Genomic DNA, 24271 nt, shown 5'->3' with positions numbered 1-24271 from the left:
TCACTGTATCGCACGTCTCGTGACTGGCTCACGGTTTCGGAGGGATCGCCCATGCGTGTCCGGCTCAGCGCCCGGTGGATGGCCATGCACGGCCTGCCGCGGGCCTACTTCGCGGTCCAGGCCCGGCGCGGTGACCCGCTGGCGCGGCTGCTGCGCAGCGGAACGACGGGCGAGGACCGCTACGCGTTAATGGAACAGATCCGCGCCCGCGGGCCGCTGATGCGTGCGCCCTTCGTGTGGGCCAGCGTCGACCATGCGGTGTGCCGACAAGTGCTGCGCGACAAGCGCTTTGGCGTCACCTCGCCCACCGAGATGGAGCTGCCGCGTCCGGTGCGGGCGCTGATCGCCAGAACCGATCCGGGCGTCGCCAACCCGGTGGAGCCGCCCGCCATGGTGATCGTGGATCCGCCCGACCACACCCGCTACCGGCAACTGGTCGCGCAGAGCTTCACCCCGCGCGCCATCGAGGCACTGAACACCCGGGTCGCGCAGGTGACCATGGAGCTGATCGAGCGCATCGCGGCCACCCCGCAGCCCGATCTGATCGCGGACTTCGCGACCCGATTGCCGGTCGCCATCATCGCCGAAATCCTTGGCATGCCGCCCGATTCCTATCCGCGCATGCTGGCGTGGGGCCGCAGCGGCTCCCCGCTGCTGGACCTCGGCATTGACTGGAAGACCTACCGCGACGCCATCGACGGCCTGCGTGGCGTCGACGACTACCTGCTCGCGCACTTCCACCAGCTGCGCGCCGACCCGCACAGCGACAATCCGTTCGGCCGGATGGCCGCCGACGGGTCGCTGACCGACCGCGAACTCACCGCCAACGCCGCGCTCATCGTCGGCGCCGGTTTCGAGACCACGGTGAACCTGATCGGCAACGGGATCGTGCTGCTGCTGCAACACCCCGAGCAGCTGGCGCTGCTGCACGACAATCCCGACCTGTGGCCCTCGGCCGTCGAGGAGATCCTGCGCATCGCCAGCCCGGTCCAGATGACCGCGCGCACCCCCGCCTGCGACGTCGACATCGCCGGCGCCCACATCGGCGCCGGCGAGATGGTCGGGCTGTTCCTCGGCGGCGCCAACCGCGACCCCAAAGTGTTCAGCGACCCAACCACTTTCGACGTCACCCGGCCCAATGCGCGCGAGCACCTGGCGTTCGCCTCCGGCATCCACGCCTGCCTGGGCGCCGCCCTCGCCCGCATCGAGGGCGCCACCGCGCTGCGCGCGCTCTTCGAGAACTTCCCCGATCTGCGGCTCACCGCCGCCCCGCAACGGCGGTCGCTGATCAACTTGCACGGATACACCCGGCTGCCGGCCCAACTCGGCGGCCGCAGAACGACTTCCACCACGATTCCGGTCTGACGCCCGGCCTGACCAAGGTTGCCAATCAGGCCGGAATTGCCAACCTCACGGCAGCGACCGGCCCGGCAATTCGCCTGGCCCGCAAAGTGATCGCCGTCACCCACCGTGAGGCGGCGCACACAACGTCCGGTTGTGCCCTCACAACATGCGACCTCTACTGACGCCGCCGCAAGTAGTGCACTATGGGAATCGCGACCCGTGGGTCCAACGACGAACTTGCGGGTTCCTAAAGCCCCAACATCATCGCGATGCCGCGGCCGACAGCCCATCCCGGCCCCGTAGCAGGCCGATCTGAGCCGCCGTCAGGAACACCGCCCCGGTGCGTCGCACACCGGGGAATGTTCGCGAAGGAGAACACCACATGACCACCGCACGTCCCGTCAAGACCCGCAACGAGGGTCAGTGGGCGCTGGGAGATCGCGAACCGCTCAACGACACCGAGAAGATCAAGCTGGCCGACGGACCGCTGAACGTGCGCGAGCGCATCATCAACGTCTACGCCAAGCAGGGTTTCGACAGCATCGACAAGTCCGACCTGCGCGGCCGCTTCCGCTGGATGGGCCTGTACACCCAACGCGAGCAGGGCTACGACGGCAGTTGGACCGGTGACGACAACACCGACAAGATCGAAGCCAAGTACTTCATGATGCGGGTCCGCTCCGACGGCAAGGCGATGTCGGCGCACACCATGCGCACGCTCGGCCAGATCTCCACCGAATTCGCCCGCGACACCGCCGATATCAGCGACCGGGAAAACCTGCAGCTGCACTGGATTCGCATCGAGGACGTGCCCGAGATCTGGCGGCGGCTCGAGTCCGTCGGGCTGCAGACCACCGAGGCCTGCGGCGACTGCCCGCGCGGCATCCACGGCTCGCCGCTGGCCGGCGACTCGCTCGACGAGGTGCTCGATCCGTCGCCCGCGATCGAGGAGATCGTCCGTCGCTCCCTGAACAACCCCGAATACGCCAACCTGCCGCGCAAGTACAAGACCGCGGTCTCGGGCCTGCAGGACGTCTCGCACGAGACCCACGACGTCGCGTTCGTCGGCGTCGAGCACCCCGAGCACGGACCCGGCCTGGACCTGTGGGTGGGCGGCGGCCTGTCCACCAACCCGATGCTGGCCCAGCGGCTCGGCGTGTGGGTTCCGCTGGACGAGGTGCCCGACGTGTGGGAAGCCGTCACCCAGCTGTTCCGCGACTACGGCTACCGGCGGCTGCGCGCCAAGGCCCGGCTGAAGTTCCTGGTCAAGGACTGGGGCATAGAAAAGTTCCGTGAAATTCTCGAACAGGAATACCTCAACCGGCGGCTGATCGATGGACCAGCGCCCGCGCCGGTCAAGCACACCATCGACCACGTCGGGGTGCAGAAGATCAAGAACGGGCTCAACGCGGTCGGCGTCGCCCCGATCGCCGGGCGCGTCTCGGGCACCACGCTGTCCGCGGTGGCCGACCTGATGGAACAGGTCGGCTCCGATCGGGCGCGCTGGACGCCGTTTCAGAAGCTGGTCATCCTCGACGTGCCCGACGACAAGGTCGACGAACTCGTCGCCGGCCTGGACGCGCTGGGCCTGCCGTCGCGGCCGTCGTCGTGGCGCAAGAACACCATGGCCTGCACCGGGATCGAGTTCTGCAAGCTGTCGTTCGCCGAAACCCGGGTGCGCACCCAGACTTTGGTGCCCGAGCTGGAGCGGCGCCTGGCCGACGTCGACGCCCAGCTCGACGCGCCGATCAGCGTCCACCTCAACGGATGCCCGAACTCGTGCGCCCGAATCCAGGTGGCCGACATCGGGTTCAAGGGCCAGTGGATCGACAACGGCGACGGCACGTCGGTCGAGGGCTTCCAGGTTCACCTGGGCGGCGGCCTGGGCGAGCAGAGCGGCTTCGGCCGAAAACTGCGGCAGCACAAGGTCACCAGCGAAGAACTGGGCGACTACATCGACCGGGTGACGCGCAAGTACCTCGAGGGCCGCAACGACGGTGAGACGTTCGCGTCCTGGGCGCTGCGCGCCGACGAGGAAGAGCTGCGCTGAGGTCCGAGGTCGAAATGAGCGACGTGGCAACCGACTTCACCGAGGAACAGCTGCGCGAGCTGGCCGAGCGCGGCGCCTCGGAGCTGGAGGGCGCCAGCGCGATCGACATCCTGCGCTGGACCGACGAGCACTTCGGGCCCGTCGACGGGCCGCGTGGCTGGGCCACCTGCAAATACGTGGTGGCCTGCAACATGCAGGACGCGGTGACGGTGTCGCTGGCCTCCGACGTGCGCCCCGGTGTGCCGGTGTTGTTCCTGGACACCGGCTATCACTTCGCCGAGACCATCGGCACCCGCGACGCCGTCGAGGCGGTCTACGACATCCACCTGCTCAACGTCACGCCCGAGCACACCGTGGCCGAGCAGGACGAGCTGCTGGGCAAGGACCTGTTCGCCCGGGACCCCAACGAATGCTGCCGGCTGCGCAAGGTGGAGCCGCTGCGCAGGGCGCTGCGCGGCTACGCGGCGTGGGTGAGCGGGCTGCGCCGGGTGGAGGCGCCCACCCGCGCCGACGCCCCGCTGATCAGCTTCGACGAGTCGTTCAAGGTGGTGAAGGTCAACCCGATCGCCGCCTGGACCGACGAGCAGGTCGACGAATACATCGAGCGCAACCGGGTTTTGGTCAACCCGCTGGTGCAGGAGGGCTACCCGTCGATCGGCTGCGCCCCGTGCACCGCCAAGCCGGCACCGGGCGAGGATCCGCGCAGCGGGCGTTGGCGCGGACGAAACAAGGTCGAATGCGGGTTACACGCCTCATGAGCACGCTGGTACTCACGGCACACGGCAGCCGCGATCCGCGGTCGGCCGCCAATGCCGAGGCCGTCGCCGATCGGCTTCGGCGGATGCGGCCCGGCCTCGACGTGCGGCTGGCCTTCCTCGAGCTCAACGCCCCGAACTTCGTCGACGTGCTGGCCGGGTTGCCGGACAGCCGGCGCGCCGTGGTCGCCCCGCTGCTGCTGGCCAGCGCCTACCACGCGCGGCTCGACATCCCCGAACAGATCGCCCGCGCCGGTGCGCACGGCATCCGGCAGGCCGACGTGCTGGGCGAGGACGACCGGTTGGTGGCGGTGCTGCGCGGGCGTCTGGCCGAGATCGGGGTTTCCCCGCTCGACGACGATCTCGGGGTGATCGTGGTGGCGATCGGTTCGTCGAACATCGCCGCCAACGCACGCACCGCCAAGGTTGCGTCCCGGTTGGCCGCCGGAACCCGATGGGCTTGCGCCACAACGGCCTTTGCGACCCGGCCCGAGGCGTCGGTGGCCCGCGCCGCCGACCAGTTGCGCCGTCGCGGCGCGCGCCGGCTGGTGATCGCACCATGGTTTCTGGCGCCGGGATTCATCACCGACGGGGTGTCAACCTTCGCCCGGGACAACGGGATTCGCATAGCCGCCCCGCTGGGGGCGCACCGATTGGTGGCCGAGACGGTGCTGGATCGTTACGACGAGGCGCTGTCGGCCGACGCCGCGGCCTGAATCACTTCGATACCGCCGTGCGGGCGATGATGTGGCTGAGCAGGTCGCGGATCGACCCGGCGGGCGGGGTGCGCCCGCCGATCCAGATCGCGCGAAACTTGCGTCGCAGGTCCAACTTCGGGATCTCGACGGCGTGCAGCCGGCCGACCGCCAAGTCGTCGGCCACCGCCAGCCGGCTCATGGCGGCCGGCCCCGCGCCGGCCAGCACGGCGGCGCGCATGGCCGCCGCGGACGTCAACTCCAACACCGGCGCGGCCTGCTGCATGTCCTCCCCGAGCACCTTGCTCAACGCCACCGTCAACGAATCGCGGATTCCCGAATGCGGTTCGCGGGCGACCAGGGGGGTCTGGGCGACTTCGCGTGCGGTCACCACGCGGGAGCGGCGCGCCCACTTGTGGGTGGGCGGCACCACGATCACCAGCTCGTCCTCCCCCACCACACAGCTGCCCAAACCTTTTGGCGTGCCGGGGTTTTCGACGAATCCAAGATCGGCGCTGCCGTCGCGGACCGAGGCGATGGCGTGTTCGCTGTTGGTCGCGGTCAGGATCACCTGCGGCGCGGCCTCGCCGCGCCGGGTCGCCTCGGCCTGCAGCGACAGCAGCCAATGCGGCATCAGCTGTTCGGAGATCGTCTGACTGGCCGCCACCCGGATCCGCTCCCGGCCCTCCTTGCGCAGCGAGCCCAGGCCGGCGTCGATCTCGTGGGCGACCTCGAGCAGCCGGGCCGCCCAGTCGGCGACGATGAGGCCGGCGGGCGTCAATTGTGAACCGCGCGTGGTGCGCACCGCCAAGGTGACACCGATCTGGGCCTCCATGGTGGCCAGCCGCCGGGAGATCGCCTGCTGGGTCAGCCCGAGTTCGCGGGCGGCTCGGCCGAGGCTGCCGGTCTCGGCGATCGCCAAAAACGCCTCGAACGAGGCGAGTTCGGGCATCCTCGGGCTGAGCGGCATGGTCGCGGGCTCACAATCAAATCGTGTGACACAACTATAGCTTGTGACACCACAACGCTGGCACCTCTACTGCGGCCCGGCGCGGGCGGCCAGCATGGAAGGCACGCGGCCGGCGCCCCGCGCGGCCGCCGGCGCGCTACATTGGCCAGCCTGAACCGAGTTGCTGCGGCCCCGCACCCGGCTGACCCCGCTCGCCAGAAGGAAGGACAACACTCGTGGCCTACGTGATCGCCGAGCCCTGCGTCGACATCAAAGACAAGGCATGCATCGAGGAATGCCCGGTCGACTGCATCTACGAGGGTGCCCGGATGCTCTACATCCATCCCGACGAGTGCGTCGACTGCGGCGCCTGCGAGCCGGTGTGCCCGGTGGAGTCCATCTACTACGAGGACGACCTGCCGCCCGAGCACAGCCAATACCTGCAGATCAACGCCGATTTCTTCACCGAACTCGGCTCACCCGGCGGGGCCGCGAAGGTGGGGCTGACCGAAAACGACCCGGCCCCGGTGAAGAACCTGGAAAGCCGCGTCGACGCGTCGTAGCCTTTCGCTACTCAGCGCTGGCGATGTACCAATCGACGGCCTCCTCGATCGCGCCCATCGCCTCCTGCGCCGTCGCGCCCTGGCGGCGCACGTAGGGCAGTTCGAGGCAGGTGCCGACGTATTCGCCGAGGTATGGCGACCAGGCGACTCGGTAGGTGTAGTGGTTCACGCCGGGTTGATAGCACGGGCGCTGGCGGATTCGGGCGTCACACCCCTACGTAAAGTGAGCCAATGCGCAAAGCTCGAATCGTCCACCTCATCCGGCAGATCGGGTCGCTGACGGTCAGCGCGGTGACCGCGGCGTCCACCCTCAACGCCTACCGGCCGCTGGCGCGCAAGGGGTACCCGTCGCTGTACGCCTGGATGTTCGGGCTCGTCGTCACCGAGTTGCCGCTGCAGACGATGCTCAGCCAGCTCGGCGGGCTGGCCCTGACGGCACGTCGCCTGACCCGGCCGGTCCGCATCATCGCGTGGCTGGTCGCGGGCCTGTCGGCGCTCGGCCTGCTCAACCTGAGCCGGGCGGGCCACCGAGCCAATGTGCCGCTGACCGATGCGCTGGACAGCGAACTGGGCGCCGACCGGCTCACCGAGTCGGCGGACTTGTGGCGCCGGCCGACCGGCGCCGGCACCGCCAAAACACCGGGCCTGCTGCGGATGCTGCGCATCTACCGCGACTACGCCCACGACTCCAACATCAGCTACGGCGAATTCGGCAGCGCCAACCACCTGGACATCTGGCGCCGCCCCGACCTCGACCTCACCGGCAGAGCGCCGGTGCTCTTCCAGATCCCCGGCGGCGCCTGGACGACGGGAAACAAACGCGGACAAGCACATCCGTTGATGAGCCATCTCGCGGAACTGGGCTGGATCTGCGTGGCGATCAACTACCGGCACAGCCCGCGCAACACCTGGCCCGACCACATCGTCGACGTCAAGCGCGCCCTGGCCTGGGTCAAACGACACATCGCCGGCTACGGCGGCGATCCCGACTTCATCGCGATCACCGGCGGGTCGGCCGGCGGCCACCTCTCGTCGCTGGCCGCGCTCACCCCCAACGACCCGCGGTTCCAGCCCGGCTTCGAAGACGCCGATACCCGGGTGCAGGCGGCGGTGCCGTTCTACGGCATCTACGACTTCACCCGCTTCGACGACAGCCTGCACCCGATGATGCCCGGACTGCTGATCAAGTCGATCATCAAACAACGGCCCGCCACCCACCCGGGGACGTTCGCCGCCGCCTCACCGATCACCCACGTAAACCCGGACGCACCACCATTTTTCGTGCTGCACGGCCGCAACGACTCGTTGGCATACGTCGAGCAGGCCCGCGCGTTCGTCGAACGGCTGCGCCAAGTCAGCACCCAACCGGTGGTCTACGCCGAGTTGCCGTTCACCCAACACGCTTTCGACATCTTCGGCTCGGTGCGCGCCGCGCACACCGCGGTGGCCGTCGAGCAGTTCCTCGCCGAGGTCTACTCGGCCCGCGATCGGCTGCCCGATCAGCTCATCGCACGGTCACGCTGAGGGTGTAGGTGCACGCCGGTTTGGCGTTCTTGTCCACGAAGCTGCTGTAGGACGTGGTGATGGTGGTGCTCCCCGGTTTCAGCGCCGCAAACGTCCACACCTCGGTGCCCGGCGCCCCTAGCGCGTCCGAAGTCGGTGGGACGAATTCGTGACTGGTCTGCTTGACGATCGCCGAATCGCCGATCTTGGCGTCGGGCGTCCACCGGTAGGGGGTGGTGTAGTTCGAACCCAGCTGCACGACCAGGGTGTTGCCGACGGCCAGGGTGATGTTCTGGCTGATGTCGCTCTGCGTCAGCACGTCGTTCATGGGGACCTGGAGGGTCTTGGTCGACGGCGGGTTGCGGGACTCGAAGTGACAGCCCAGCACCGTCGACAAGATGAGCGCGGCGACTGTTGCCAGCAGCCTGACCTTCACCAGATCCCCCTTCGATTTCGCTCCGCAGCCTAATCGGCCGTGACCCAGACCGAAGATAGGCGAAGAAGCGCCGGCGCATGACGTCGTGCGGCCCGCGCGGCCACCGTCGGTCCCGTCCGGCAGGATGGGCTGGTGTTCGGCCTCGTCCTGATCGTCGCCCTGGTGTCCACCGTCATCGTGGGCACGGTCGTCGGCCGTCGCTACCGGGTGGGCCCGCCGGTGCTGCTCATCGTGCTCGGCGTGCTGCTGGGTCTGGTCCCGCAGTTCGGGCACGTGCGGATCGACGGCGAGATCGTGTTGCTGCTGTTCCTGCCCGCCATCCTGTACTGGGAAGGCCTGAACATCAGCTTCCGCGAGATCCGGGCCAACGCGCGCATCATCGTGTTCCTCAGCGTCGCGCTGGTCATCGCCACCGCGGTGGCGGTGTCGTGGACGGCGCGGGCGCTGGGCATGGATCCGCATGCGGCCGGAGTGCTGGGCGCGGTGCTCTCCCCCACCGACGCGGCCGCGGTGGCCGGGCTGGCCAAGAAGCTGCCCCGCCGCTCGCTGACGGTGTTGAAGGCCGAGAGTCTGATCAACGACGGCACCGCGCTGGTGTTGTTCGCGGTCAGCGTGCACGTCGCGATCGGCGCACCGGCGATCAGCCCACCGGAGGTCACGCTCCGGTTCATCGGCTCGTACCTGGGTGGGATCGCCGCGGGCCTGCTGGTCGGCGGCGCAGTGACGCTGGTGCGCAAGCGAATTGACGCGCCGCAGGAGGAGGGAGCGCTGAGTTTGGTGACGCCCTTCGCGGCGTTCCTGCTGGCGCAATCGGTCGAGTGCAGCGGGGTGGTCGCGGTGGTGGTGTCGGCCCTGGTGCTGGCCTACTCCGGGCCGGTGGTGATCCGGGCCCGCTCCCGGCTGCAGTCCTACGCCTTCTGGGACATCGCGACGTTCCTGCTCAACGGCTCGTTGTGGGTGTTCGTCGGTGTCCAGATCCCCGGTGCGCTGCGCGGCATCGCGGGCGTCGACGGCGGTGTGCGGCACGCCCTGTTCGTCGCGCTGGTGATCACCGGGGTGGTGATCGTGTCGCGCATCTTCTGGGGCGAATTCACCACCATGCTGATCCGGCTGATCGACCGCCGCGCGGTGCAACGCGAACGCCGGGTCGGCTGGCGGCAGCGCTTCGTCACCGCCTGGGCCGGATTCCGCGGGGCGGTGTCGCTGGCCGCGGCGGTGGCCGTGCCGATGACCACGCTGAGCGGCGCGCCGTTCCCGGACCGCAGCCTGCTGATCTTCATCGTCACCGTCGTCATCCTGGTGACCGTGCTGGTGCAGGGCAGCACGCTGCCCGCCGTGGTGCGCTGGGCGCGGCTGCCCGCGGACGTCGCGCACGCCGAGGAGCTGCAGCTGGCCCGCACCCGTGCCGCCCGCGCCGCCCTGGACGCCCTACCCGCGGTCGCCGACGAGGTCGGCGTCAGCGACGAGCTGCGCCGGCGGCTGCACAAGGAATACGAAGAGAAGGCCGCGCTGGTGCTGGCCACCGAGAACGGTTCGCCGGACAACCGGATCCTCAAGACCCGGGAGAAGGTCCGGCAGGTGCGGCTGGGGGTGCTCGAGCACAAGCGCCGCGAGGTCACCGCGCTGCGCAATCAGAACCGGATCGACGACACGGTGCTGCGGGAGCTGCAAAACGAGATGGATCTCGAGGAGGTGCAGCTGCTGGCCGCCGCGGCCGACGAGGACGACGACGACACGGAATAGGGCCCGTCGGTGGCCGACCGTACAGTCGGCCTCATGCTGCACACCGTCGCGGTCCGGGGCTACCGCTCGCTGCGCGAGGTGGTTCTGCCGCTGGGCCGGCTGTCGGTGATCACCGGCGCCAACGGCACCGGCAAGTCGTCGCTGTATCGAGCACTGCGGCTGCTGGCGGATTGCGGCCGCGGCGAGGTGATCGGATCGCTGGCCCGCGAGGGCGGGCTGCAATCGGTGCTGTGGGCCGGCCCCGAGCAGCCGGCCGGCGCGCGACGCTCCGGGAAGACCGAGGGCACCGTGCGCACCCGGCCCGTATCCCTCGAATTGGGCTTCGCTGCAGACGATTTCGGTTATCTGGTGGATCTGGGCCTGCCGCAGTCGGCCGGGAAGTCGGTGTTCGCCCGCGATCCGGAGATCAAACGCGAAGTGCTGTTCGCCGGCCCGGTGCTGCGGCCCAGCACGACGCTGGTGCGACGGTCCCGCGGTTTCGCCGAGGCCAGCGCCGACTCCGGCAGCGGTTTCGACGAGCTGTCCCGGTCGCTGCCGTCGTATCACAGTGTGCTCGCCGAATACGCCCACCCGCACGCGCTGCCCGAACTGGCGGCGGTGCGAGATCGGCTGCGCGGCTGGCGGTTCTACGACGGCTTCCGGGTCGACGCGGGGGCACCGGCGCGGCACCCGCAGGTGGGCACCCGCACCCCCGTGCTCGCCGACGACGGCAGCGACCTCGCCGCAGCGATCCAAACCATCCTCGAGTCGGGGTTCGACGACCTCGACCGGGCCGTCGCCGAGGCGTTCGACGGCGCCACCGTCTCGGTGGCCATCCACGACGGCCTGTTCGACCTTCAGCTGCGCCAGCGCGGCATGCTGCGCGCCCTGCGGTCGGCCGAATTATCCGACGGCACACTGCGTTTCCTGCTGTGGGCCGCCGCGCTGCTGAGCCCGCAACCGCCGTCGCTGATGGTGCTCAACGAGCCGGAAACCTCGCTGCACCCCGACCTGGTGGCCCCGCTGGCTTCGCTGATCCGCACCACCGCCGCCAGGACCCAGGTCGTCGTGGTCACCCACTCGCGCTCGCTGCTGGAGTTCTTGGATACCGTCCCGCTGGGCGAAGGCGGCGCCGACGGCGAAGCCGTCGAGATCGAGCTGTATAAGGACTGGGGCGAAACACGCATCGGCGGGCAGACTTTGATGACGACGCCCCGCTGGGATTGGGGCACCCGGTAGTCGAGTGTGACGCCAGACCGCCGAGCAGCACCCCGCCAGGCGAAGTTCACCCAGTGTTCAGACCCGCGTCGGTCCAGCATTGAGGAGTGCACACGCGCGCCGCGTGTCCTCACGGTATGCGTGTCGTACAGGTCGCCAATTTCTATGGCCCTCGCTCCGGCGGCCTTCGCACCGCGGTCGACCGACTGGGCGCCGAATACTGCGCCCACGGCCACGAGGTCTTCCTGATCGTTCCGGGGCAGCGCACCGAGCGTGCCCGGCTGTACACCGGCGTGGTGCGAATCACCTTGCCCGCCCGACTGATTCCCTTCACCGGCGGCTACCGCGCGGTGCTGCCGGGCCCGGTCAAGGCGCTGCTGGAAGCGTTGCGGCCCGACGCACTGGAGGTGTCCGACCGGCTCACCCTGCGATCGCTGGGCCGCTGGGGCCGCGACCACGGCGTCACGACGGTGATGATCTCTCACGAGCGGCTGGATCGCCTTGTGGGGCAGGTACTTCCGCGTCGGGCAGCGCAGAAGTTCGCCGATTTGGCCAACGCCCGCACCGCCGCCGACTACGACACCGTGGTGTGCACCACCGGCTTTGCGCGTGAGGAATTCGACCGCATCGGCGCCGGCAACACCGTCACCGTCCCGCTGGGGGTGGACCTGCAGACGTTTCATCCGCGGCACCACTCGCAGCTGGTGCGCCGCCGCTGGGCGGCGCCGACCCAGCTGCTGCTGGTCCATTGCGGCCGGCTGTCGGTGGAAAAGCGCGTCGACCGCAGCATCGACGCGCTCGGCGAGCTGTGCCACGCCGGTGTCGACGCGCGGCTGGTGGTGGTGGGCGAGGGCCCGCTGCGGGCCAGGCTGCAGCGGCAGGCCGCCCGGCTCGCGGTCGACTTCACCGGTTTCATCTCCGATCGCACCACCGTGGCCCAGCTGCTCGCCTCGGCCGATGTGACGCTGGCCCCGGGACCGCACGAGACGTTCGGGCTGGCCGCGCTGGAGTCGCTGGCGTGCGGCACGCCGGCCGTGGTCTCGCGCACGTCGGCGCTGACCGAGATCGTCACCCCGGACAGCGGCGCGTCGGCCGCCAACGACCCGGCCGCCATCGCGCGAGCGGTCGGCGCCATCGTCAGCCGGCCCGAGCGGCAGCGCCGCATTTCCGCGCGCCGCCGCGCCGAGGACTTCACCTGGCACCGGGCCGCCGCCGGCATGCTGGCGTCGTTGCGGGCACCGGTTTTCGACGATCCGGGCGGGGACTCCGAACAAACCGCCTGACCTGGCGCGGCGCGTCCGCGTCGCTCGCCGTGTGCGCCACCCGTTGCTCCTGTCGACGGCCCCCGTCACCCGGGCCTTTTCGCCGCGCCGCTCGGGCGGGCGCTGGTTTGCCCGACCGCCCTGGTTAGTCTCGCTACAGACGACAAGGAGGATCCGGTGGGGGCACGCGATCAGGTATTGATCACCGCGACCGAGTTGGCCGACGTCATCGAGGCCGGAGACCCGGTGAGCATCCTGGACGTGCGGTGGAGGCTCGACGAGCCCGACGGCCGCGCGGCCTACCTGCAGGGCCACCTTCCCGGCGCGGTGTACGTCTCGCTCGAGGACGAGCTCAGCGACCACACGGTGTCCGGGCGGGGCCGTCACCCGCTGCCGTCGGGACCCAGCCTGCAGGCGGCCGCCCGCCGATGGGGCATCCGGCAGGACACACCGGTGGTGGTCTACGACGACTGGAACCGCGCCGGCTCCGCGCGCGCCTGGTGGCTGCTGCGCGCGGCCGGGCTGGACAACGTCCGCATTCTGGACGGCGGGCTGGCCGCCTGGCGGGCGGCCGGCGGCCGACTCGTGTCCGGGCCCGTCGAACCGGCGCCCGGGAATGTGACTGTGCCGCATGATGATTTGCATTCCGGCAACCGTCCGACCGTGACGACCGAGCAGGTGACCGCGGGCGCCGCCACACTCATCGACGCGCGGGCGCCGGAACGCTACCGCGGCGAAATGGAACCACTCGATCCCGTCGCCGGGCACATTCCCGGCGCCGAGAATCTGCCCAGCGGCGACGTTTTGGCGGCCGACGGCACCTTCCTCGACGACGACGCGCTCGCCCGGGTGTTCGCCGAGCACCGAATCGAGCGGCACGGCGCGGTGGCCGCCTATTGCGGCTCGGGCGTCACCGCCACGGTGACGATCGCCGCGCTCGCGGCGGTGGGCCGAACGGCGGCGCTGTACCCGGGATCGTGGTCGGAGTGGTGCGCGGACCCGGCCCGCCCAGTGGAACGCGGCGGCGCGTAGGCGGCTGCACCACCTGTTAGCCTGTTCCCGACAGCGCCTAGGGTTCCGGCACCACACGGTGTGACTGGTCCGAGCGGCGCCACCGCCTTCCCCGACGGAAGGCGGTCATCTGAACGGACAAAAGCCTGGAGGACCCCCGCCGGTGCGCCGCGTGCCGGCGAGAAGGTCCTGCCATGGTGGCTCTCGCCGTCCTCTTTCTCATCGCCCTGGCCGCCGGAGCGCTCGGCGGGCTGGTGGGCACCGGCTCGTCCCTGGTGCTGCTGCCAGCGCTGGTCATGATGTACGGGCCGCGAATTGCGGTGCCCGTCATGGGGATTGCGGCGGTGATGGCGAACGTCGCGCGGGTTGCCGCGTGGTGGCGGCAGATTCGCTGGCGGCCGGTCCTTGCCTATGCGCTGCCGGGGACTCCTGCCGTCGTGCTCGGCGCGAACACCCTGCTGAGCATCCCGCAGGCGGTGGTCGACGGGCTGCTGGGGGTGTTTTTCCTCGCGATGATCCCGGTACGCAGGGTTGCGCTGGCCCGCCGGTGGCGGATTCGGCTGCGGCATTTGGCCGTCGCGGGCGTCGTCGTCGGCTTCCTCACCGGTCTGGTCCTATCGACGGGCCCACTGAGCGTGCCCGTCTTCACCGGATACGGGCTGTCCGGCGGCGCGTTCCTCGGGTCGGAGGCCGCCAGCGCCTTGCTGCTCTACATCGGCAAAATCGGCACCTTCGGCCAGCTGGGTGCGCTCAGCTTCGCCGTGGTGACCCGCGGGCTGGTGATCGGCATCGCCTTGATGATCGGGCCCTTCGTCGCGCGTCCGCTCGTGCGCCGAACCGATCAGCGGCATTATGCGCTCCTGATTGACGGCGTGCTCGTCGTCGCTGCCGCCGGCATGTTCATCGCGACCGCGACACACTGAGATAACAAACACCCTTGTGCGGGATAGGCTTTCGCGTCGTGAACACGGGCGCGTTCAACGCCCGTTCGCCCGACCGCCGCACGCCATGATCGGCTGGGCGTCCCGGCAGTAACGATCGGGCTTTATAGTCCTGATGACGTCTAGCGGAGGGCCGACAATGAGGAACCTGAACGATCGGCGCCGGGTCGTCGGCGCCGCGACCGCGCTCGGTGTGCTGGCGTTGGGGGCCGGGCTGCCCGGGTGTTCCGGCAAGGAGGGCCACCCGGCTGCCACCCCGAGTTCCACCGCCGCGTTGGCAAGCACGACCGTGATGATCGACGGGAACAAGCACACCATGATCGCCGGCGTCGACTGCACCAGCGCAGCAGCACAACCGAATGCGTCGCCGCCGGAATCGGGAGACCTCACCACCCGCATCAGCGTGCACGACGATTCGGCGTCGGTCTCCCTCGCGGTCTCCGACGAACAACCGCCCACCGTCGATGGCTTCGCGATTTCGCTCAAGCTGGACAACGGCCAATATCAATTGCCGTATCAGGGAACCAAATCGCCGACTCAGGTGCAGGCAACCAAGGACGGCAAGAGCTACACGGTCACCGGCACCGGCCAGGCGACCACACCCGGCCAAAGCGGGACGCGCGACGTGACGTTCGGGATCCACGTCACCTGCCCGTGAGAACGGTGGTTGTCCGCCGCGACGGCCTCTGAGATGCTGACTGCTTGGACATTTTCGCGCAGTGGCAAGGCGGCGGCACCGAACTTCGTTGGCGCTCGACCACCGCGGCCAACGACGGCAGGGAAGTCGGGGTGTTCAGCCGACGTTGCGGGACCCCGGGTGCGCCCGCATTGGTGTTGGTGCACGGCTTTCCGACGTCGAGCATCGACTACTTCGCCTTGGCCGGCGAGCTGAGCCGTGACTTCGACATCCACCTGATCGACTTCCCCGGCTACGGACTGTCCGACAAACCGCCCGAGCCGTACGTGTATTCGCTGTACGACGACGCCCGTCTGCTCGTCCACGCCATCACCGAGGTGTGGCGACTGTCCGACTACCGCATGCTGACCCACGACCGCGGCAGCAGTGTCGGCATGATCGCGTCGGGCATGCTGGCCGCGCTCGACCCGCCGGCCGCACCCGTCGACCTGATCCTGACCAACGCCAACATCTACCTTCCGCTGGCCAACCTCACCGCGTTTCAGAGCGCGCTGCTCGATCCCTCGACCGCGCGGGCCACCGCGGCCGCGACCACACCCGAGCTGCTGGCGGCCGGAATGGGCGCCAGCACGTTCATGCCGCGGCGGACGCTGGACGACCCGGAGATCGCCGCCCTGGCGAAATGCTTCGCCCACAACGACGGAATCCGGGTGCTGCCTGACACCATTCAATATCTCAACGAGCGCGCCGCCGACGAAACCCGTTGGCTGGAAGCGCTTTCCACCAGCGATGTGGACACCACCATGGTGTGGGGACTGCACGACAACGTCGCGCCGCTGCGCGTCCCCAACCACGTATGGCAGACGTATCTGAAGACGAAGCCGGGCCGCAACCGCTACTGGGTGATCCCCGGCGCCGACCACTATCTGCAGTGCGACGCCCCCGCGCAATTGGCCGAGATCGTGCGCCTGACCGCCCGCGGCGAGGACGTGCCGCTGCAAACCCTGGGAGATCGGCCCGACGGCGCGGTGTTGGTGGACGGCGGCGCCAGCTAGCCGCCGCGCGTCACGCTAGCGTGACAGTCGACCTCGCGCGTCACGCTGGCGTGACAGTCGACCTCGCGCGTCACGCTGGCGTGACGGTCGACCTCGAGCGTCACGCTGGCGTGACAGTCGAGGGCTAACCACCGGTGACGACCGGCAGCCGCGCCCACCCGCGCACGCTCGCGGTGCGCGCGCGCTCGGCGTTGGCGTAGTCGACTTCCCAGTCCCGCCAGCGTTTGAGCACCTCTTCGAAAGCCACCCGCGCCTCCATTCGGGCCAGCGCCGAACCGAGGCAGAAATGCAGGCCCTGGCCGAAGCTGAGGTGGCCTCCCCCTTGCCGGTGAATGTCGTAGCGGTCGGGATCGGTGAAGCGGCGCGGGTCGCGGTTCGCAGAACCGTTGAGCAGCAACATGAACGACCCTTCCGGGACGACGCGGCCGTAGTGCTCGGCGTCCCGCGCCACGTAACGCGCCTGCACCGGAGACGGCGGTTCGAAGCGCAGCGTCTCCTCGACCGCCCCGGGGATCAGCGACGGGTCGGCGGCGAGTTCGCGTCGTTGATCCGGGTGGTCGGAGAGCAGCTGTCCCATGAAACCGATCAGCCGCGCGGTGGTCTCGTTGCCGGCGCCGGCGATCATCGCGGTGTAGGCCAGCACCTCGGTGCGCGACAGCGGGCGCCGGGTGCCGTCGGGTTCGTCGATCTCGGCTCGGAGCAGCTCGGTCATCAGATCGTCGGAGGGATGATCGGCCCGCCACTCGATGTATTCGGCGAACAGCGCGATCGAGTTGGCGAACACGTTCGCGTCCACCGCGGCGGGATCACTGTCCCGGGACAACTCGATGTTGGCGACGCTGCGGTCCCGGATCTTCTCCTGGTCTTCCTCGGGGATGCCCAGCAGATAGCCGATGGTGCGCATCGGCATCATCGCCCCCAGATCCCTGATGAAATCGAAGCCGCCGGCGCCCACCAGCGGGTCCAGCTCACGGACACAGAATCCGCGCACCAGGTCCTCCACGGCCAGCATCCGCCGCGGGGTGAAGACGCGCGACAGCAGGCGGCGGTGCAGGTCGTGCAGCGGCGGGTCCTCGAACAGCAGAATGCCCGGCGGCACTTCGACATTGGAGAACAGGATGTCGGCGGTGGTGCCCCGCCCGGATTGGTAGGTCTGCCAGTTCGGCAATTCGCGTGCCACGTCTTCGTAGCGGCTCAGCGCGTAGAAGTTGTACTTCTCGTTGTAGTACAGCGGCGCTTCTTCGCGCATGCGCTGCCACACTGGGTACGGGTTGTCGTCGATGTCAGAATCGAAAGGGTCGTAGTACAACTCGATCGCGCTGGTGCCTGTCATAACCAATTCCTCTGGTGCGGTGGCGAATTGAACGGATCAGCCGTTTCTGTGCAGGAAGCCGTGCAGGATGGCCTGGATGAGCTCGTCGACGATGACTTCCCGGGACGGCGGCTCGGCGCCGAAGTAGGTGGACCGCAACGCCGCCATGCCCGCGATCATCGCCACCGTCGAATGCGCCGGCAGGTCGGGATGGTCGGACCGCAGGCCCCGCAGATGCATGCCCTCGGCGCTGATCCGGCCCAGCGTCGTGATTGCCCGCCTGACCTCGGCGATGCCGGCGTCGGCCTTCTCCTCCTCGCTCAACGCCTCGGACGCCATCAGCGTCAACAGCAGACCCTGGTGCTCGACGAACACGTCGTAGAGCTGCCCGACGAACCGCCGGGCCAGCTCCTCCTCGTCGGTCTGCTCGGGGACCACAGCCTGCCAGGTGCGGCCGAATTCGTCGACGAAATCGGTGAACGGCAGCACCAGCGCCTCGCGGAACAGCGCCGCCTTGGAACCGAAGTGGCGGAACAGCAGATGCTCGGTTACCCCTGCGGCCTGGGCGATTTCGCGTGTCGTGGTGCTTCGGTAGTCCTGCCGGGCAAAGCGGGCCCGGGCCGTGTCGAGCAGCAGCTGGCGCGGCGCGCCGCGGGGCCGGCGGATCGAGGCCGGCGCCGCTGCCGCGCCGCGCCTGGTGGATGGCCGCTGGGCCACGTGGTTGTCCTCTCGTCGATGGTTGACTTTAGGATAGTGTGCACTATCTAATGAGTCGAGCTCGGATCGGAAGGGGTGCGGCCGTGGGTGCTGTCATCATGCTCGGCACATTGTTCGGATTGATCGTGTTGATCTTCGGGCTGGTGCTGCGCTTCGACCCGCAAGCCCGCCGGAGCCGCCAGGCTGACCGATGAGCTCGCAGATGACGCCGGTGATGCAGGCGGCCAGTGATTTCGCGCTGATCGGCGGCATTGGGTTCACCGCGTTCGGCATCTACCTGAGCGTTCGCCGGCGCCGCCTGCATCCGCTTCTGCTGCTGTGCATTTCGGCGATGTCGTTCTCCTGGATCGAGGCGCCCTACGACTGGGCGATGTACGCACAGTTCCCGCCGGCGATCCCCCGGATGCCGTCGTGGTGGCCGCTGAACATGACCTGGGGCGGGCTGCCGTTGTTCGTTCCGATCGGCTACATCTCCTACTTCGTGCTGCCGGCGGTGACGGGCACCGCCCTCGGGCGCTGGCTGAGCGCGCGCTTCGGCTGGCGCAGGCCCCAGACGCTGTTGGTCGTGGGCCTTGTCGTCGGCTTCTGCTGGGCGCTGTTCTTCAATGGATTCCTGGGCGCCAAGCTCGGGGTCTTCTATTACGGCCGGGTGATTCCGGGGCTGGCGATCCGCGAGGGCACCGTGCACCAGTACCCGCTCTACGACTCGGTGGCGATGGCCATCCAGATGATGCTCTTCACCTACCTGTTGGGTCGCACTGACGCGCAGGGACGCAACGTCATCGAGATGTGGGCCGAGCACCGGTCGAAGAGCCGGGTCGGTGCGTCGGTCCTGTCCGTGGTCGCCGTGGTCGTCATCGGAAATGCGCTCTACGGCGCGGTTTTCGCGCCGCACCTGGTGACGAAGCTGGGCGGTTGGGTGACCGCGGGTCCGACGGGCGAGCTGTTCCCGGGAGTGCCGAACCAGCCCCGCTAGCCCGCGAGCGTCGAGTTGTTGCGCCGAAATCGCTTATTTTCCACCATAACTCGACGCTCGGCGGTAAGGGGGCGTGACGCTCGGCGGTATAGCTAATGGCCGAGCGCCTCGGGCAGTACGACCTCGCCCACGCGCTTGAGGTACGGCCAGGCGATGTCCGGCGGCAGTCCCCCGCACAGCGGCGACAGGTTGAGCACCTGCCCGGCCTTCACCCGCGAAATCGCCTCGGGCACCGAGATGATCACGTGCGAGGTCCCCGTCTCACGCAGCTCGTCGATGGTGTTGACGTGGCTGAAGCCCGCCGTCGTCTCGTCCCCGGGATTCCATGCGGCGTAGGTCCGCACGTCGTGCAGCAGGTGCTCGCCGATCTCCTTCCACGCCTGATCCACGTCCTCGGCGACGAACACCACCGAGGGCGTGTTGCGGTCGGGGAACATCGTCGGGCCGGGCGGGTGGCCGTGCTCGCGGCAGGCCTCTTCGTAGGCCTCCTGGATGCCCGGCGCGTTCGCGTTGCCCAGCATGCCCAGGCCGTACCGGCCGGCCCGACGGGCGGCGGCGATCGTGCCCCCACCCCACATCAGCCCCGGCCCGCCGGGAGTCAGCGGGCGGGGCGTCACGGTGATCCGCCGCCCGTCTTCGACGACGGTTTCACCGGCCAGCAGTCGGCGCAGCAGCGCGAGTTTCTCGTCGCAGAGGCGTCCGCGTTTCTTGATCGGCACACCGAAATGCTCGAACTCCTCGGGCCGGTAGCCCAGCGCCAGGATGTAGGAGGCCCGCCCGTTGCTGATGATGTCGAGCACGGCCATGTCCTCGGCCAGCCGCACGGGTTCGTAGAACGGCAGGATCAGGATCAGGCTCAGCGCCAGCCGCTGCGTCCGCGCGGCCACCGCGGAGGCCAGCAGGAACGGCGACGGCAGGTAGCCGTCCTCGGAGCCGTGGTGTTCACACAGCACGGCGGCCAGGCCGCCGTGCTCCTCGGCCCAGGCCGCCATTTCGGGCGCCGCGGCGTACAGATCGGCTGGGGGCGCGGCCCATTCGGGATCACGCATGTCGAAGCGCAGTGTGTACACGGCGAACTCCTAGCTGGCCTAATGTCTGCGACGTACGTTACACGTTCAGTCGAAGGCGTAAAGCGGCAGCGTGGTCGGGATCTCCAGCGAGCACGGCAGCCCGGGTACGGCCGCGACCACGTTCGCCCACTCAACTGCCTTAATCTGCCCGAGTGACGTTTAACCCGTTCGAGGAACTCACGCTGGACCAACTGCGGCTTCGCACCAGCATGAAATGGCGCGCCCATCCCGCCGACGTGCTGCCGCTGTGGGTCGCCGAGATGGACGTCAAACTGGCGCCGACGGTGGCGCAGGCGCTGCGAACGGCGATCGACCACGGCGACACCGGCTACCCCTGCGGCACCGCGTTCGCCGAGGCGGTGAGCGAATTCGCGGCGCGGCGTTGGCAGTGGCACGACCTCGACGTGAGCCGCACCGCGCTGGTTCCCGACGTCATGCTCGGCGCCGTCGAGGTGCTGCGCCTGGTCACCGACCCGGGCGACGCCGTCGTCGTCAACCCGCCGGTGTACGCGCCGTTCTACGCATTCGTGTCGCACGACGGCCGCCGGGTCGTCGAGGCACCACTGGACGACGGCGGCCGAATTGACTTGGGCGCGTTGGAAGAAGCGTTCGCACACGCCCGCGCCGGGAACACGGCGAAGGTCGCCTACCTGTTGTGCAATCCGCACAACCCGACCGGGTCGGTGCACACCGCCGCGGAGCTGCGCGGAGTTGCCGAGCTCGCCCGCCGGTTCGGCGTGCGCGTGGTATCGGACGAGATCCACGCGCCGGTGATCTTGCCGGGATCGCGATTCACCCCCTTCCTGACCGTGGCCGGGGCGGAGAACGCCTTCGCGCTGACCTCGGCGTCCAAGGCCTGGAACCTGTCCGGACTGAAGGCGGCCCTGGCCATCGCCGGACCGGAGGCGGCGGCCGACCTGAACCGGATGCCGGAGGAGGTCAGTCACGGGCCCAGCCATCTCGGCGTCATCGCCCACACCGAGGCATTCCGCAGCGGTGACGGATGGCTGGACGCCACGCTGCAGGGCCTGGACCAGAACCGCGCGTTGCTGGGCGAGCTGGTGGCCGAACATCTTCCGGGCGTGAAATATCAATGGCCGCAAGGCACTTACCTCGCGTGGCTGGACTGCCGAGAGCTGGGCTTCGCCGAGGACGCCGCACAGGGTCTGGCCGTGGTCGCCGACCTGTCCGGGCCCGCGCGCTGGTTCCTCGAGCACGCCCGGGTGGCGCTGAGCTCCGGCCACGTGTTCGGAACCGGCGGGGCGGGACACCTGCGACTGAACTTTGCCACCTCGCGCGCGATCCTCACCGAGGCGCTGTCGCGCATGGGCCGCGCGCTGGCCGCCCGGTCCGGCTAGCTGTCCCGCCCGCGCTACGCGGGAATCTCCTCCCCGCCCCGGCCCAAGTTGCGGAACCCTTCCGCGGGCTCCTTCATGCCCAGGGTGAACGGCAGCGAGTTGAACTCGAACCTCATGGTCGCGCCGAGCCGACGCAGCAAACTGCGCTGCGGCTCGGTGACCGGAACCCGCACTTCCGCCAAGTCGATGTAGTACGTCGGCGTTTCGCCGATCCCTTCGAACACGTGCACCAGCGGCATGCACAGCGCGCGCATCGGCTCGTCGAGGCAGTCCACGACCGGATCGGTCATCAGCACGTATTCCGCAACCGGCACCAGGTTTTTCAGCATTCGATGCACCAGAATGACGTCGAATCCGGCCAGTTCGACGTGCCGCTTCACCCGCTGATCGGCCACCTCGCCGACGTGAACCACGAATTTGAGCGACAGCTGCTCCAGCTGGGCGCAGCTCGCGCACTGGCAGGCGATGTCGTTCTTCATCCGCTCGCGCCGCTGCAGGAACGACGTGCGCATCCGCGACAGCCGCTCGCAGACCACCACTTTGGCGCTGCTGTCCGGCGCCCAGAAGAACGCGGCATCGCCCTCGAGCTTGGCCAGCTTCAGGCCCTTGCCCGCGTTGATCACCGACTCCAGCAGTCCCGCGACGGTCAGCTGGGCATGCGCGAGATGCGTCCGGTTCCACTGCATGTAATGCGTGTAACCACCGATGTCGGCGATGAGCAGCACCGCGCGCCGAATTGCCATGAAGAGGCCAGTTTAGTGGCCGCAACGGTGTAGCTCAACGAATCTGCTACTAGACGAATGCCCGTCGGCGAGAGAGGCTAGCAGAGGTGCCGGTTCACGCCGAGGAGCTGAATATGCATGTGCTGCGAACCCCGGACTCCCGATTCGAAAACCTGGAGGACTACCCGTTCGTGGCGCATTATCTCGACGTCACCGCGCGCGACACCCGGCCGCTTCGCATGCACTACCTGGACGAGGGGCCGATCGACGGGCCACCGATCGTGCTGCTGCACGGCGAGCCCACCTGGAGCTACCTGTACCGCACCATGATCACGCCGCTGACCGACGCCGGAAACCGGGTGCTGGCACCCGACTTGATCGGCTTCGGCCGGTCGGACAAGCCCAGCCGGATCGAGGACTACTCCTACCAGCGGCACGTGGACTGGGTGGTCTCCTGGTTCGAACACCTCAACCTCAGCGACGTCACGCTGTTCGTGCAGGACTGGGGATCATTGATCGGGCTGCGCATCGCCGCCGAGCAGCCCGACCGGGTGGGACGGCTGGTGGTGGCCAACGGCTTTCTTCCCACCGCGCAGCGACGCACCCCGCCCGCCTTCTACGCGTGGCGAGCCTTCGCGCGCTACTCCCCCGTGCTGCCCGCCGGCCGCATCGTCAGCGTCGGGACCGTCCGCCGGGTTTCGTCCAAGGTGCGTGCCGGCTACGACGCGCCCTTCCCCGACAAGACGTATCAGGCCGGGGCGCGGGCATTTCCGCAACTGGTGCCCACCTCGCCGGCCGATCCCGCGATTCCGGCCAACCGCAAGGCGTGGGAAGCCCTCGGCCGCTGGGAAAAACCGTTCCTGGCCATCTTCGGCGCCCGCGACCCCATCCTCGGCCACGCGGACAGTCCGCTGATCAAGCACATTCCGGGCGCCGCGGGCCAACCGCACGCCCGCATCAACGCCAGTCACTTCATCCAGGAGGACCGCGGACCTGAACTGGCCGAACGCATCCTGTCCTGGCAGCAGGCGCTGCTCTGAGCGCAGAGTCGCGGCCTTTGCCCAGGCCCGCGTCCTAGCGCGAAAGACCAAGCGCGCCAGCGACTCTCGAGGACCGTCAGCGGGTGACCGCGAGGACGGCGTCGGCCAGCTCGGGACGGCAGACCACCAGATCGGGCAGCTTCGGGTCGGGTTGGTTGTAGGCCAGCGCCGACCCGTCGATGCGCGACGTGTGCAAACCGGCGGCCCGCGCCACCGCGACCGGCGCGGCCGAGTCCCATTCGAACTGGCCGCCGGCGTGCACGTACACGTCGGAGAGCCCCTGGACGACCGAGGCCACCTTGGCGCCGGCCGAACCCATTTCCACCAGAACACCGTCCAACGCGTCCCGCACGTTCAACGCGATGGCGGGCGGGCGGGTGCGCGACACCACGATGCGCGGCTTGCCCGGCGCGACGGGGGGTGACGCGACCTCGGGGGTCGCGAACGTGACGCCCTGCGCCGGCAGTGCCACCGCGCCGGCCACCAGCTCGCCGGCCTCCCAGAGCGCGACGTGCACCGCCCAGTCGTCGCGGCCGAGCTCGGAGAACTCCCGCGTGCCGTCCAGCGGGTCGACGATCCAGACCCGCTCGGAGCGCAATCGCACCGGGTCGTCGGCGCCCTCCTCGGACAGCACCGCATCGCCGGGCCGTTCGGCAGCCAGCGCCTCGATCAGAAAATCGTGGGATCGCTTGTCCCCCGCCGCTTTCCGCTCGCTTGCCGGAGCGTCGGCGAACTCGTCCCGAACCCCCAGCAGCAGCCGACCGGCCTCGGTGGCCAACCGCGCGGCCAGCTCATGGTCATTCATGCGAAATCCTCAATATGTTGGTAGCGATGACCAACTTTACCCTCTGATTCCCCGTCGGCGCGGACCGCCCCAGACCCGATTTTCGCCCCGTAATCTGGTGACGTGAGCGGCAACGTTCCTTTGTCCAGGC

Annotated in this window: 23 protein-coding genes and 1 pseudogene; 16 read left to right on the top strand and 8 right to left on the bottom strand. The window is 69.0% G+C overall.

Annotated elements, in window-relative coordinates; all coding sequences use genetic code 11:
• Positions 1-51: 51 nt before the first annotated feature.
• The 4 genes from H7I87_RS11615 to H7I87_RS11600 all read left to right on the top strand — a co-directional run bounded on the left by H7I87_RS11615 (position 52) and on the right by H7I87_RS11600 (position 4865).
• A complete protein-coding gene (locus tag H7I87_RS11615) occupies positions 52-1365 on the top strand; it encodes a cytochrome P450 (RefSeq protein ID WP_033726806.1) in 1314 nt (437 codons plus the stop codon).
• 361 nt (positions 1366-1726) lie between these two features.
• On the top strand, positions 1727-3394 hold the full coding sequence (locus H7I87_RS11610) for a nitrite/sulfite reductase (RefSeq protein ID WP_009976394.1): 1668 nt from the start codon (positions 1727-1729) through the stop codon (positions 3392-3394).
• 14 nt (positions 3395-3408) lie between these two features.
• A complete protein-coding gene (locus tag H7I87_RS11605) occupies positions 3409-4152 on the top strand; it encodes a phosphoadenylyl-sulfate reductase (RefSeq protein ID WP_003872406.1) in 744 nt (247 codons plus the stop codon).
• Entirely contained in the window at positions 4149-4865 is a 717-nt protein-coding gene (locus H7I87_RS11600; RefSeq protein ID WP_033726805.1) for a sirohydrochlorin chelatase, read from the top strand. The genes H7I87_RS11605 and H7I87_RS11600 overlap by 4 nt, the downstream gene beginning before the upstream one ends.
• 1 nt (position 4866) lies before the next feature.
• Here H7I87_RS11600 and H7I87_RS11595 read toward each other — a convergent pair whose 3' ends face one another.
• Positions 4867-5814: a LysR family transcriptional regulator gene (locus H7I87_RS11595; RefSeq protein WP_033726804.1), complete on the bottom strand. Its 948-nt coding sequence runs from the start codon at positions 5812-5814 to the stop codon at positions 4867-4869.
• A 215-nt stretch (positions 5815-6029) separates the two neighbouring features.
• On the opposite strand from H7I87_RS11595, the gene fdxA reads away from it, so the two are divergent.
• Entirely contained in the window at positions 6030-6356 is a 327-nt protein-coding gene (gene fdxA, locus H7I87_RS11590) for a ferredoxin (protein ID WP_009976389.1), read from the top strand.
• Between the two features lie 10 nt (positions 6357-6366).
• On the opposite strand, the pseudogene H7I87_RS11585 reads toward fdxA, so the two are convergent.
• A pseudogene (locus H7I87_RS11585) lies at positions 6367-6525 on the bottom strand (type II toxin-antitoxin system HicB family antitoxin); the annotation flags it as partial.
• A 62-nt stretch (positions 6526-6587) separates the two neighbouring features.
• Here H7I87_RS11585 and H7I87_RS11580 point away from each other — a divergent pair.
• Positions 6588-7880, top strand: a complete 1293-nt coding sequence (locus tag H7I87_RS11580) for an alpha/beta hydrolase (protein WP_033726802.1) — start codon at positions 6588-6590, stop codon at positions 7878-7880.
• Here the strand turns inward: H7I87_RS11580 and H7I87_RS11575 are convergent.
• Entirely contained in the window at positions 7861-8295 is a 435-nt protein-coding gene (locus tag H7I87_RS11575; protein ID WP_003872412.1) for a protease inhibitor I42 family protein, read from the bottom strand. The two genes, H7I87_RS11580 and H7I87_RS11575, sit on opposite strands and share 20 nt — an antisense overlap.
• 132 nt (positions 8296-8427) lie before the next feature.
• Between H7I87_RS11575 and H7I87_RS11570 the strand changes: the two genes are divergently transcribed.
• The 7 genes from H7I87_RS11570 to H7I87_RS11540 all read left to right on the top strand — a co-directional run bounded on the left by H7I87_RS11570 (position 8428) and on the right by H7I87_RS11540 (position 16141).
• Entirely contained in the window at positions 8428-10038 is a 1611-nt protein-coding gene (locus H7I87_RS11570) for a Na+/H+ antiporter (protein ID WP_033726801.1), read from the top strand.
• A 33-nt stretch (positions 10039-10071) separates the two neighbouring features.
• On the top strand, positions 10072-11256 hold the full coding sequence (locus tag H7I87_RS11565; RefSeq protein WP_033722560.1) for an AAA family ATPase: 1185 nt from the start codon (positions 10072-10074) through the stop codon (positions 11254-11256).
• Between the two features lie 116 nt (positions 11257-11372).
• Positions 11373-12518: a glycosyltransferase gene (locus H7I87_RS11560; RefSeq protein ID WP_083071358.1), complete on the top strand. Its 1146-nt coding sequence runs from the start codon at positions 11373-11375 to the stop codon at positions 12516-12518.
• A gap of 156 nt (positions 12519-12674) precedes the next feature.
• Complete coding sequence (locus H7I87_RS11555; RefSeq protein WP_011724621.1) at positions 12675-13529, top strand: sulfurtransferase; 855 nt, start codon at positions 12675-12677, stop codon at positions 13527-13529.
• Between the two features lie 173 nt (positions 13530-13702).
• Positions 13703-14431 carry a sulfite exporter TauE/SafE family protein gene (locus H7I87_RS11550; protein ID WP_011724620.1) on the top strand — a complete coding sequence of 243 codons (729 nt, stop codon included), beginning with the start codon at positions 13703-13705 and terminating at the stop codon, positions 14429-14431.
• Positions 14432-14588: 157 nt separating this feature from the next.
• Positions 14589-15107, top strand: coding sequence for a lipoprotein LpqH (locus H7I87_RS11545; protein ID WP_011724619.1), 519 nt, complete (start codon positions 14589-14591; stop codon positions 15105-15107).
• 44 nt (positions 15108-15151) lie between these two features.
• Positions 15152-16141, top strand: a complete 990-nt coding sequence (locus H7I87_RS11540) for an alpha/beta fold hydrolase (protein ID WP_011724618.1) — start codon at positions 15152-15154, stop codon at positions 16139-16141.
• A 124-nt stretch (positions 16142-16265) separates the two neighbouring features.
• Here H7I87_RS11540 and H7I87_RS11535 read toward each other — a convergent pair whose 3' ends face one another.
• On the bottom strand, positions 16266-17474 hold the full coding sequence (locus H7I87_RS11535; protein WP_009976371.1) for a cytochrome P450: 1209 nt from the start codon (positions 17472-17474) through the stop codon (positions 16266-16268).
• A 36-nt stretch (positions 17475-17510) separates the two neighbouring features.
• The gene (locus H7I87_RS11530) at positions 17511-18170 is read right to left on the bottom strand and encodes a TetR/AcrR family transcriptional regulator (RefSeq protein WP_009976369.1); all 660 of its coding nucleotides are present in this window, start codon (positions 18168-18170) and stop codon (positions 17511-17513) included.
• Positions 18171-18360: 190 nt separating this feature from the next.
• Between H7I87_RS11530 and H7I87_RS11525 the strand changes: the two genes are divergently transcribed.
• Positions 18361-19146 (top strand): spirocyclase AveC family protein, encoded by a 786-nt coding sequence (locus H7I87_RS11525; protein ID WP_009976367.1) that lies wholly within the window; start codon positions 18361-18363, stop codon positions 19144-19146.
• Positions 19147-19238: 92 nt separating this feature from the next.
• On the opposite strand, the gene H7I87_RS11520 is transcribed toward H7I87_RS11525, so the two are convergent.
• A complete protein-coding gene (locus H7I87_RS11520; protein ID WP_003872424.1) occupies positions 19239-20216 on the bottom strand; it encodes an LLM class flavin-dependent oxidoreductase in 978 nt (325 codons plus the stop codon).
• A 209-nt stretch (positions 20217-20425) separates the two neighbouring features.
• Between H7I87_RS11520 and H7I87_RS11515 the strand changes: the two genes are divergently transcribed.
• A complete protein-coding gene (locus H7I87_RS11515; protein ID WP_263423776.1) occupies positions 20426-21574 on the top strand; it encodes a MalY/PatB family protein in 1149 nt (382 codons plus the stop codon).
• A gap of 14 nt (positions 21575-21588) precedes the next feature.
• On the opposite strand, the gene H7I87_RS11510 is transcribed toward H7I87_RS11515, so the two are convergent.
• The gene (locus H7I87_RS11510; RefSeq protein ID WP_003872426.1) at positions 21589-22317 is read right to left on the bottom strand and encodes a DUF2652 domain-containing protein; all 729 of its coding nucleotides are present in this window, start codon (positions 22315-22317) and stop codon (positions 21589-21591) included.
• A 113-nt stretch (positions 22318-22430) separates the two neighbouring features.
• Between H7I87_RS11510 and H7I87_RS11505 the strand changes: the two genes are divergently transcribed.
• A complete protein-coding gene (locus tag H7I87_RS11505) occupies positions 22431-23336 on the top strand; it encodes a haloalkane dehalogenase (RefSeq protein ID WP_003872427.1) in 906 nt (301 codons plus the stop codon).
• Positions 23337-23412: 76 nt separating this feature from the next.
• Here the strand turns inward: H7I87_RS11505 and H7I87_RS11500 are convergent, their stop codons facing one another.
• Complete coding sequence (locus H7I87_RS11500) at positions 23413-24141, bottom strand: 3'(2'),5'-bisphosphate nucleotidase CysQ (protein WP_011724612.1); 729 nt, start codon at positions 24139-24141, stop codon at positions 23413-23415.
• Positions 24142-24271 lie beyond the last annotated feature (130 nt).

It is taken from the genome of Mycobacterium timonense (assembly GCF_025821985.1).
GTDB lineage: Bacteria > Actinomycetota > Actinomycetes > Mycobacteriales > Mycobacteriaceae > Mycobacterium > Mycobacterium avium.
Note: the sequence above shows the minus strand (reverse complement) of the source record. Positions and strands in the feature narration are given on the sequence as shown.

What these genes read in the sequence shown, in the direction of transcription:
- H7I87_RS11600 (WP_033726805.1), top strand. Translation starts at nt 4,149, where the DNA reads ATGAGCACGCTGGTACTCACGGCACACGGCAGCCGCGATCCGCGGTCG.
- H7I87_RS11580 (WP_033726802.1), top strand. Translation starts at nt 6,588, where the DNA reads ATGCGCAAAGCTCGAATCGTCCACCTCATCCGGCAGATCGGGTCGCTG.
- H7I87_RS11615 (WP_033726806.1), top strand. Translation starts at nt 52, where the DNA reads ATGCGTGTCCGGCTCAGCGCCCGGTGGATGGCCATGCACGGCCTGCCG.
- H7I87_RS11500 (WP_011724612.1), bottom strand. Translation starts at nt 24,141, where the DNA reads ATGAATGACCATGAGCTGGCCGCGCGGTTGGCCACCGAGGCCGGTCGG.
- H7I87_RS11595 (WP_033726804.1), bottom strand. Translation starts at nt 5,814, where the DNA reads ATGCCGCTCAGCCCGAGGATGCCCGAACTCGCCTCGTTCGAGGCGTTT.
- H7I87_RS11535 (WP_009976371.1), bottom strand. Translation starts at nt 17,474, where the DNA reads ATGACAGGCACCAGCGCGATCGAGTTGTACTACGACCCTTTCGATTCT.
- H7I87_RS11610 (WP_009976394.1), top strand. Translation starts at nt 1,727, where the DNA reads ATGACCACCGCACGTCCCGTCAAGACCCGCAACGAGGGTCAGTGGGCG.
- H7I87_RS11545 (WP_011724619.1), top strand. Translation starts at nt 14,589, where the DNA reads ATGAGGAACCTGAACGATCGGCGCCGGGTCGTCGGCGCCGCGACCGCG.
- H7I87_RS11550 (WP_011724620.1), top strand. Translation starts at nt 13,703, where the DNA reads ATGGTGGCTCTCGCCGTCCTCTTTCTCATCGCCCTGGCCGCCGGAGCG.
- H7I87_RS11565 (WP_033722560.1), top strand. Translation starts at nt 10,072, where the DNA reads ATGCTGCACACCGTCGCGGTCCGGGGCTACCGCTCGCTGCGCGAGGTG.
- H7I87_RS11515 (WP_263423776.1), top strand. Translation starts at nt 20,426, where the DNA reads ATGAAATGGCGCGCCCATCCCGCCGACGTGCTGCCGCTGTGGGTCGCC.
- H7I87_RS11510 (WP_003872426.1), bottom strand. Translation starts at nt 22,317, where the DNA reads ATGGCAATTCGGCGCGCGGTGCTGCTCATCGCCGACATCGGTGGTTAC.
- H7I87_RS11605 (WP_003872406.1), top strand. Translation starts at nt 3,409, where the DNA reads ATGAGCGACGTGGCAACCGACTTCACCGAGGAACAGCTGCGCGAGCTG.
- H7I87_RS11560 (WP_083071358.1), top strand. Translation starts at nt 11,373, where the DNA reads ATGCGTGTCGTACAGGTCGCCAATTTCTATGGCCCTCGCTCCGGCGGC.
- H7I87_RS11525 (WP_009976367.1), top strand. Translation starts at nt 18,361, where the DNA reads ATGAGCTCGCAGATGACGCCGGTGATGCAGGCGGCCAGTGATTTCGCG.
- H7I87_RS11505 (WP_003872427.1), top strand. Translation starts at nt 22,431, where the DNA reads ATGCATGTGCTGCGAACCCCGGACTCCCGATTCGAAAACCTGGAGGAC.